The sequence below is a fragment of the Bradyrhizobium neotropicale genome, from assembly GCF_001641695.1.
GTDB lineage: Bacteria > Pseudomonadota > Alphaproteobacteria > Rhizobiales > Xanthobacteraceae > Bradyrhizobium > Bradyrhizobium neotropicale.
On sequence record NZ_LSEF01000036.1, the window covers coordinates 79,331 to 86,855 of the forward strand.

The following is a 7,525-nucleotide window of genomic DNA, read 5'->3' on the forward strand; positions in this document are numbered from 1 at the left end:
CTGCCGTTAACCTTGCGGCTTAAGCCGCCATTAACCTTAATTTAAAGGACGCCCTCTAAAACTGGACAAAAGTAGATTCCCCGATCGGCGAGCCCCGATTCGTACAGCGTCGCGCTTCAAGAGGAAGATCCGCCAATGTCCAACATCGTTCTCTCGGCATCAGTTCGCCAGAACCTGTTGTCGCTGCAGTCGACAGCCGACCTGCTCGCCACCACGCAGCAGCGTCTTGCGAGCGGCAAGAAGGTCAACACCGCGCTGGACAACCCGACCAACTTCTTCACCGCCCAGGGGCTCGACAATCGCGCCAGCGACATCAGCAATCTCCTCGACGGCATCAGCAACGGCGTGCAGGTGCTGCAGGCCGCCAATACCGGCATCACCTCGCTGCAGAAGCTGGTCGACAGCGCCAAGTCGATCGCCAGCCAGGTGCTGCAAAGCCCGACGGGCTATTCGCCCAAGTCCAACGTGACGGCGGCCGCGATCACCGGCGCGACCGCCAACAACCTGCTGGGCACCGCCTACACCAACAACACGGTTACCGGCACCGTCGTCAACAACGACAACACCTCTTCTGCGGCCCCGATCTCGGCGGCAACGAAGCTGGTTGGCACAGCGGGTGCAGCGTCAGACGACCTCGGTACCGCCATCACTAACGGCTCGGTCCTGACCGTCGACGGCCACACGATCACCTTCTCGACCTCGCAGACCACCTCGACCACCGACTCTTTCGGCAACGTCACGATCGGCATCGGCGCCGGCAGCACCCTCACGGTGCAGTCCGTGCTGAGCGCGATCGACGGCATCACCGGAGCCGGGACGGCCTCGACCGTGTCCGGCGGCAAGCTCGTGCTCAGCACCGGTACGAACCAGGATCTTGCGATCTCCGGCTCGGGTAACGTGCTTGCAGCGCTCGGCCTCAGCGCCGGCACCACGGCCCGCGTCCCGCCCCCGCTCAGCGGCAAGACATTGACGATCGGCGCGACCGGTGCCGGCACCCCCACCAACATCACCTTCGGCACAGGCACGGGGCAGGTCTCCACGCTCAATCAGCTCAATGCGGCGCTGGCGTCGAACAATCTGCAAGCAACGATCGACCCGACGGGTCACCTCAATATCGTGACCTCCAACGATGCTGCTTCCTTGACGATCGGCGCAATCGGTGGCACCGCGGCGGCGAGCGGTCAGCCCTTCTATGGTCTGATCGCGCAGCCGCCCGTCGCGGACCCGAATTCGCAGTCAACGCGCGCCAATCTCGTCGCGCAGTACAACAACGTGCTCGCGCAGATCAACACCACCGCGCAAGACTCCTCCTTCAACGGCGTGAACCTTTTGAACGGCGATACGCTCAAGCTCGTGTTCAACGAAACGGGACGTTCGACGTTGACCATTCAAGGCGTGACGCTCAACGACGCCGGCCTCAGCCTTGCGCCCTTGAACCAGGGCATTGATTTCCTGGACTCGAATTCGGCGAACTCCATTCTGGCTTCGCTCAACGCGGCCAGCACAACTCTACGTTCGGAAGCGTCGACGCTTGGTTCGAACCTCTCGATCGTGCAGATCCGTCAGGACTTCAGCAAGAACCTGATCAACGTGCTGCAGACCGGCTCCTCGAGCCTGACGCTTGCCGACACCAACGAGGAAGCGGCGAACAGCCAGGCGCTCTCGACGCGCCAGTCGATCGCAGTCTCCGCGCTGTCGCTCGCCAACCAGTCACAGCAGAGCGTGCTTCAGCTTCTCCGCTAAGCGCGAGGCCGACGAACACGACGGATGAAACACCGGCGAAGCCAAGGCTTCGCCGTTCTTTTGAGCGAGATCGCTAACTGTCGATTAGCTGAGATCAGCGCATGATGGACGCGATCGTTTACAGTGCGCGCACTCGGATTTAGCCTTGAGATGAAGGTGGACTCCGCGACCCGTAATTGTCCGGAGGCCGTCCGCAGTCTCACGTAAGCAAATCTTAAGCGGTGCTGCCTAGGGTTGGGAAAGAAATCCTTAAGCCTTGATAACGGGCGAGGAAACCTCCAGGGTGATGAATGTCGAGTTCTGCTGCTTCGGCCTACGCGCGTGTAGCCACGGCCACTGCGTCTCCTCGCGACGTCGAGGCGCAGACACTGCTGAAGGCCGCCAACAAGCTGCAGGATGCGATCAACAGCGCCGATCCCTTCAGTGAGCAGACCACGCAGGCGCTGATGTTCAACCGCAAGCTCTGGACCATCTTCCTGAGCGAGGCCATGCGCGACACCAATCCGCAGCCGCTTGATGTCAGGCAGAAGATCGCCAACATCAGCGTGTTCGTGCTGAGCCAGACCGCGGCGCTGCAGATGAGCCCGCAGCTCGATCACTTCCGCCCGCTGATCGAGATCAACAGGAACATTGCTGCCGGCCTGTCCGGCCGTCCGTGACGGAGCCTTGTCATGGCCGACCTGATGGGCATCCTGTCAAGCTCGTATAAGTCGGCCGGTAATTCGGTCCCGAGCAACACGAAATACGTGGCGGTCGATTCCACCCTTTATCAGGGCAGCTGGACCGGTACCTATCCCGACGGCAAGAAGTTCTCGCTCAACATCTCGCAGGTCGACGGCTTTCGGGCACAGGTGCACTACGACAGCGCTGGTACGTCTCAGTACCAGCAGGTGCTGATCAAGGATTCGTCGTTTCGCTTCGGAAATACGAAGTTCATGCTGACCGGCTACGGCAAGGCGCAGATCAGGAACGTCGTGACCGATCCCGCGACCGGCTCAAGTTATCTCGATACGGCCGTCGCCACCCGCGCAACGTGAACGTCAGGCGCTGAGATCGGTATTCAGCGGACGCGATGGCTCGGACTTCAAATCCAGTGCATGGAAATAGGCGCGCCGGCGCAGCATCGCCTCGTCGGGAAACTGGTTGACCACTGCGTCGGTATTCTCGTTGACGACCTGGAAGACGAAGGACGCGGCCGCCTGGTCGAACACGACCTGGCGCGAGATGTTGTCGTTGTTGTGCAAATCGTTGCGCACGGCCGCGCTGGTATCGCTCGCGGCCACTGTCTGGCTCACGGGCAGATCGGTCTGCACGGCGTCGTTCGCCGCCGCGTTCGACGTCGTTACGATTGGCGCGGGGGCCGGTATCCCCACCGGCCTGATGCTGAAATCTGTACTCATGGCAGCCTCCTGGTTGCCTCGTCTGAGTCAAATCCCAACCCCTCTAATCACGCAACCATGAAGTACCAGGATTGAAGGTCCGGTTAGGAAACGTGCCTAACCGCGCGGCGACATCGCCGCGCGGTTTTTCGTAAAATTGTCGCTTGTTTTCGCGTGCTCTCAGAGCGAGCGGCTGACCGCGAGCGGCGTGATGTGGCGGGGGCCCGGCGCTGCGCGACGTCCTGCTGCCGTATAGGTGTTCGGCACGTTGCGCTTCTGGATCTCGGCATTGACGCCGCGCACCACGCTCTCGCTCACCGCGTGCGCGGTCGCGAGCACGGTGAGATTGACCTGGAGCATCGCGCGGAACGCGTCGTGGTGACGGTGCAGCGTCGAGAGCAGTTCGGGTGCGGATTTCGCAAGCTGCGCCTGGTTCGCCTTCAGCTGGCTGACGGCGCCGACATAGCGTCGCGACAGCTCCTGCTTCGTGCTCTCGAATGCCATCGCCTCGCGCAGCTTGCCGGCCCGCACGAACTCGGTCTCGCGCTCGATCAATCCCAGCAGCGCGTTCATCGCGTCCATCAGGTCCTCGGCGAGCTTGCGTTCCTCGGCGCTGCCCGGCGTGGCGGCCTGGCGCGGAGCCGGCATCGGCTGACGTGATGCGTTGAAGTGGTTCATGTCGTTGGACCTTATGCCGTGCGGACGGTTTTCGCCTGCTGCAGGATGAGGGTGCGGTAGACTTCGCTGGCGACGCCGACGCCGCCGGCATTGGCAAAGTTCTTGGAGTACTGCTCGGTCAGCATCGAGCGCCAGACGCCGGTGCCTGTCGTGCTGCCGAACGGGCCTTCGCCCTTCAGGCCCGAGGTCATCTGCGAGAACATTGCGTTGAGGAACATGCCCTCGAAATCGGTCGCGGTCTTCTGCGCCCTGGCCTGCTGCTGCGGCGAGACCCTTTTCAGCGCGTCCGCGAGTTCGAAATCGGGGCGGCCGTTGCGGCTCTGCACGGCGAAGGCGGACGATGCGACATGCGCGGTGTTGATCATGCCCGTCTGCATCACATCACCTCGATGTCGGCCTCGATCGCGCCCGCGGCCTTGATCGCCTGCAGGATGCTGATGAGGTCGCGCGGGCCGATGCCGAGGCCGTTGAGGCCGTCGACGAGCTGCTGGAGCGAGACGCCGTCCTTCACGACGGCGAATTTCTTGCCGTCCTCGGTGACGCCGACGCTGGTGCGCGGCGTAACCACGGTGCGGCCCCGCGACAGCGGGTTGGGCTGGCTGACCTGCGGGCTCTCGGAGATCGTGACGGTGAGGTTGCCCTGCGCGACCGCTACGGTGGCGACGCGGACGTCACGACCCATCACGATGATGCCGCTCCGTTCGTCGATGATGATCTTGGCGGCGAGGTCAGGATCGACCTGGAGCTGCTCGATCTCGGTGAGGAAGGCGACCACGTTGCCCTTGAACTCCGGCGGGATCGCAAGCTGCACCGTGGAGGGATCGAGCGGCTCGGCGGTCTTGACGCCGAGATAGTCGTTGATCGCGGCCGCGATGCGCTTGGCGGTGGTGAAGTCGGCGTTGCGCAGTGCGAGGCGCACGTTCGGCAGGCGATTGAGCGCGAACTCGATCTCGCGCTCGATGATGGCGCCGTTGGCGATGCGGCCCACCGTCGGCACGCCGCGCACGATCTTGGCCGCTTCACCCTCGGCCTGGAAGCCGGAGATCGCGAGCGAACCCTGCGCCACCGCATAGACGTTGCCGTCGGCGCCGAGCAGGGGGGTGACGAGCAGGGTGCCGCCCTGGAGGTTCTTGGCGTCGCCGAGTGCCGACACCGTGACGTCCATGCGCGTGCCCTGGGTGGCGAAGGCCGGCAGATTGCCGGTCACCATCACGGCAGCGACGTTGCCGGTGCGGATGGTGGCGCCGCGGATGTTGACGCCCATGCGCTCGAGCATCGCCTGCAGCGACTGCTTGGTGAAGGGGATGTTGTTCAGCGTGTCGCCGGTGCCGTTGAGGCCGACGACGAGGCCATAGCCGATGAGCTGGTTCTGCCGCACGCCTTCGATATTGGCGAGGTCCTTGATGCGCGAGGTCGCGGCCGCCGAATTGACCGACAACGCCAGCGCAGATAGCGCGGCGCAGGCCACTCCCAGAATCCTCACCCAACGAACGCCTGGCATCCTCTGCTCCCCGAGGCTCCTCAAATCGAAGGACCTTCTGCGACACTCCCATGACGAGCTGGTCCGAACCTCTCCATGCGAGCGCTGTGCCAGCCTGGGGCAGAGGGGGTAGGCGGTTGAATAGGTTGAATAAACCTGTTTGGACCGGCGTCAGCCGGCGTTCGCCCTGAGGCGCGAAACTGCCGCCTGTCGGCAGATTTTGCCGGACTGTTTACGCCTCATTAACCATAATCCGGCCAAGCTGACGCATCGATCACCCGGATTGCTTCGATGCGCATCTACGGACCGAACGGCACCACGCTTGGATCGCCGGCCAGCCAGGCCAGACGAACCGGCTCCGGCACCTTCGTGCTGCCCGACACCTCGTCGGCGCAAGAGACACGTTCCGCAGCCGCGCCGAAGGCCGCCGCCAACATCGATGCACTGCTCGCGCTGCAAGGCATCGAGGAAGATCCCGTCGAGCGGCGCAAGCGCTCGGTCGCGCGCGGCAAGACCGCGCTCGACGTGCTCGACGATCTCAAGATGGGACTTCTGTCCGGCAATCTCGACGCCTCGACCGTGATGCGCCTGCGCGATGCTGCGGCGAACTTGAAATCGTCCTCAGGCGATCCCGGCCTCGATGCCGTGCTCTCCGAAATTGAGCTGCGCGTCGAGGTCGAGCTGGCGAAAGCCGGGCAGGGCTGAGCCCGCGAGTTCAGCTTGCATCCGGATTGACGTCTCTCTCAGCAAATCGTCGCCCGGCTTGACCGGCGACCCAGTATTCCAGAGACAGCGAGGTTCACGGAGAAGCCGCAGCGTACTGGGCGGATTCAACCGCTCGTCGCAACACTCCGTGTATCGCTCACTCGGAGCAATTCGTCGAGGGTTTCTGCCGGTGTTTTCCAGCCGAGGGTTTTGCGGGGCCTTGTGTTGAGTGCAAGAGCCACGGCCTCCAGATCATCGGCATCGTGCATGCTGAGATCCGTCCCCTTTGGAAAGTACTGGCGCAGCAACCCATTCGTGTTCTCGTTGGTGCCGCGCTGCCACGGGCTGTGAGGGTCGCAAAAGTAGACCTGCACGCCTGCATCGATCTTCAGACGCGCGTGCTGAGCCAGCTCAGCTCCTTGATCCCAGGTTAGAGACCGCCGCAGTCGCTCGGGCATGGTGAAGATTGCGCGGGTGATGGCGTCTCGCACCGCCTCAGCGCCATGTCCGGCGAGTGCAGGTCCATTCTTCACGCGAGCATCCTGTTCCTGACCGGTCATGCGCGGCAAATGCAGCAGAATGGTAAAACGGCTCGTGCGCTCCACCAAAGTGCCGATCGCGGAACTACCGAGGCCCATGATGAGGTCACCTTCCCAGTGACCCGGCACAGCTCGATCGGCAGCTTCCGCCGGACGTTGACTGATCATGATCTCGGAAGGAATGAAGCTTCTGCCTTTGCGGGCGCGCGCCCTCGGCATCCGCAAGGCCCGCCCAGTGCGCAAGCAGGCCGTCAGTTCACGGCGCAAAGCTCCTCGACCCTGCACATAAAGGGCCTGATAAATTGCCTCGTGACTGATGCGCATCGTCTCATCCTCGGGAAAGTCGAGCCGAAGTCGCCGAGAAATCTGTTCCGGGCTCCATGCCGTCGCCCAGCGTCGGTTTTGCCGATGCACCGCCCGGCGGCCCTTCCACACGACCTTCGGGCCAACGAGGAGCGCCCCGTCTGGCTTAGCGATCATACCGGCAAGCCTGTCCTGCACATAATCCCGCAGGGTCGGGTTGATTGCCAACTTCGCAAACTTGGGCCGTCGGGCGGACTGATCAGCATGCCATTGTGCCGTGGTCGCCCGGTACTCTGGAGCGCCATGGCGGCGCGCCACATTGCGACGGAGCTCACGGGAGATCGTGCATGGAGGCCGGCCGAGCTGACGAGCGATGGCTCGCACCCCATGCCCCTGCGCGCGCAAGATGGCAATCTCCTCACGTTCGGCGAACGACAGGTAGCGCTCCGACCGAGGTTTGGACGATCGCGACAAATGTGTTGGCGGCATACCGCCCGCCCTCCGGAACCAGCGTACTCCGACCGACGGCGACACCCCGGCCTCAACCGCAGCATCCCCGCTCGATCGCCCCAAGGCAATCGCAGTCCAGAACGGTCTATAATCTTCTCGTAGGACCTCTCGGGGACGATCTGTCCGCACACGCTTCTCCATCGCAACCTCTTTTGCTCGAGTGTTGCGACGAGCGGTTGAATCCGCCC

General features: G+C 63.3%; 9 protein-coding genes. 4 read left to right on the forward strand and 5 right to left on the reverse strand.

Going from position 1 to position 7,525, the window contains the following annotated elements:
- The first annotated feature begins 135 nt into the window (after positions 1-135).
- The 3 genes from AXW67_RS10520 to AXW67_RS10530 all read left to right on the forward strand — a co-directional run bounded on the left by AXW67_RS10520 (position 136) and on the right by AXW67_RS10530 (position 2,780).
- Positions 136-1,743 carry a flagellin N-terminal helical domain-containing protein gene (locus AXW67_RS10520; RefSeq protein WP_063677835.1) on the forward strand — a complete coding sequence of 536 codons (1,608 nt, stop codon included), beginning with the start codon at positions 136-138 and terminating at the stop codon, positions 1,741-1,743.
- A 290-nt stretch (positions 1,744-2,033) separates the two neighbouring features.
- Positions 2,034-2,402, forward strand: a complete 369-nt coding sequence (gene flaF / locus AXW67_RS10525; protein ID WP_063677836.1) for a flagellar biosynthesis regulator FlaF — start codon at positions 2,034-2,036, stop codon at positions 2,400-2,402.
- 12 nt (positions 2,403-2,414) lie between these two features.
- The gene (locus tag AXW67_RS10530) at positions 2,415-2,780 is read left to right on the forward strand and encodes a hypothetical protein (protein WP_063677837.1); all 366 of its coding nucleotides are present in this window, start codon (positions 2,415-2,417) and stop codon (positions 2,778-2,780) included.
- A 3-nt stretch (positions 2,781-2,783) separates the two neighbouring features.
- On the opposite strand, the gene AXW67_RS10535 is transcribed toward AXW67_RS10530, so the two are convergent.
- The 4 genes from AXW67_RS10535 to AXW67_RS10550 all read right to left on the reverse strand — a co-directional run bounded on the left by AXW67_RS10535 (position 2,784) and on the right by AXW67_RS10550 (position 5,301).
- Positions 2,784-3,143, reverse strand: a complete 360-nt coding sequence (locus AXW67_RS10535; protein WP_063677838.1) for a hypothetical protein — start codon at positions 3,141-3,143, stop codon at positions 2,784-2,786.
- 159 nt (positions 3,144-3,302) lie between these two features.
- A complete protein-coding gene (locus AXW67_RS10540) occupies positions 3,303-3,800 on the reverse strand; it encodes an MCP four helix bundle domain-containing protein (RefSeq protein WP_063677839.1) in 498 nt (165 codons plus the stop codon).
- 11 nt (positions 3,801-3,811) lie between these two features.
- On the reverse strand, positions 3,812-4,177 hold the full coding sequence (gene flgJ, locus AXW67_RS10545) for a flagellar assembly peptidoglycan hydrolase FlgJ (RefSeq protein WP_063677840.1): 366 nt from the start codon (positions 4,175-4,177) through the stop codon (positions 3,812-3,814).
- On the reverse strand, positions 4,177-5,301 hold the full coding sequence (locus AXW67_RS10550) for a flagellar basal body P-ring protein FlgI (protein WP_063677841.1): 1,125 nt from the start codon (positions 5,299-5,301) through the stop codon (positions 4,177-4,179). The genes flgJ and AXW67_RS10550 overlap by 1 nt, the downstream gene beginning before the upstream one ends.
- Before the next feature lie 270 nt (positions 5,302-5,571).
- Here AXW67_RS10550 and AXW67_RS10555 point away from each other — a divergent pair, with 270 nt between their 5' ends.
- Positions 5,572-5,985: a flagellar assembly protein FliX gene (locus tag AXW67_RS10555; protein ID WP_027552656.1), complete on the forward strand. Its 414-nt coding sequence runs from the start codon at positions 5,572-5,574 to the stop codon at positions 5,983-5,985.
- Positions 5,986-6,110: 125 nt separating this feature from the next.
- On the opposite strand, the gene AXW67_RS10560 is transcribed toward AXW67_RS10555, so the two are convergent.
- A complete protein-coding gene (locus AXW67_RS10560; RefSeq protein ID WP_201723621.1) occupies positions 6,111-7,478 on the reverse strand; it encodes an IS30 family transposase in 1,368 nt (455 codons plus the stop codon).
- Positions 7,479-7,525: the final 47 nt, after the last annotated feature.

Bases quoted from the DNA above. Each gene is read 5' to 3' on its own strand.
- AXW67_RS10540 (WP_063677839.1), bottom strand. From the start codon at position 3,800: ATGAACCACTTCAACGCATCACGTCAGCCGATGCCGGCTCCGCGCCAG.
- AXW67_RS10550 (WP_063677841.1), bottom strand. From the start codon at position 5,301: ATGCCAGGCGTTCGTTGGGTGAGGATTCTGGGAGTGGCCTGCGCCGCG.
- flaF (WP_063677836.1), top strand. From the start codon at position 2,034: ATGTCGAGTTCTGCTGCTTCGGCCTACGCGCGTGTAGCCACGGCCACT.
- AXW67_RS10555 (WP_027552656.1), top strand. From the start codon at position 5,572: ATGCGCATCTACGGACCGAACGGCACCACGCTTGGATCGCCGGCCAGC.
- AXW67_RS10560 (WP_201723621.1), bottom strand. From the start codon at position 7,478: ATGGAGAAGCGTGTGCGGACAGATCGTCCCCGAGAGGTCCTACGAGAA.
- flgJ (WP_063677840.1), bottom strand. From the start codon at position 4,177: ATGCAGACGGGCATGATCAACACCGCGCATGTCGCATCGTCCGCCTTC.
- AXW67_RS10530 (WP_063677837.1), top strand. From the start codon at position 2,415: ATGGCCGACCTGATGGGCATCCTGTCAAGCTCGTATAAGTCGGCCGGT.
- AXW67_RS10535 (WP_063677838.1), bottom strand. From the start codon at position 3,143: ATGAGTACAGATTTCAGCATCAGGCCGGTGGGGATACCGGCCCCCGCG.
- AXW67_RS10520 (WP_063677835.1), top strand. From the start codon at position 136: ATGTCCAACATCGTTCTCTCGGCATCAGTTCGCCAGAACCTGTTGTCG.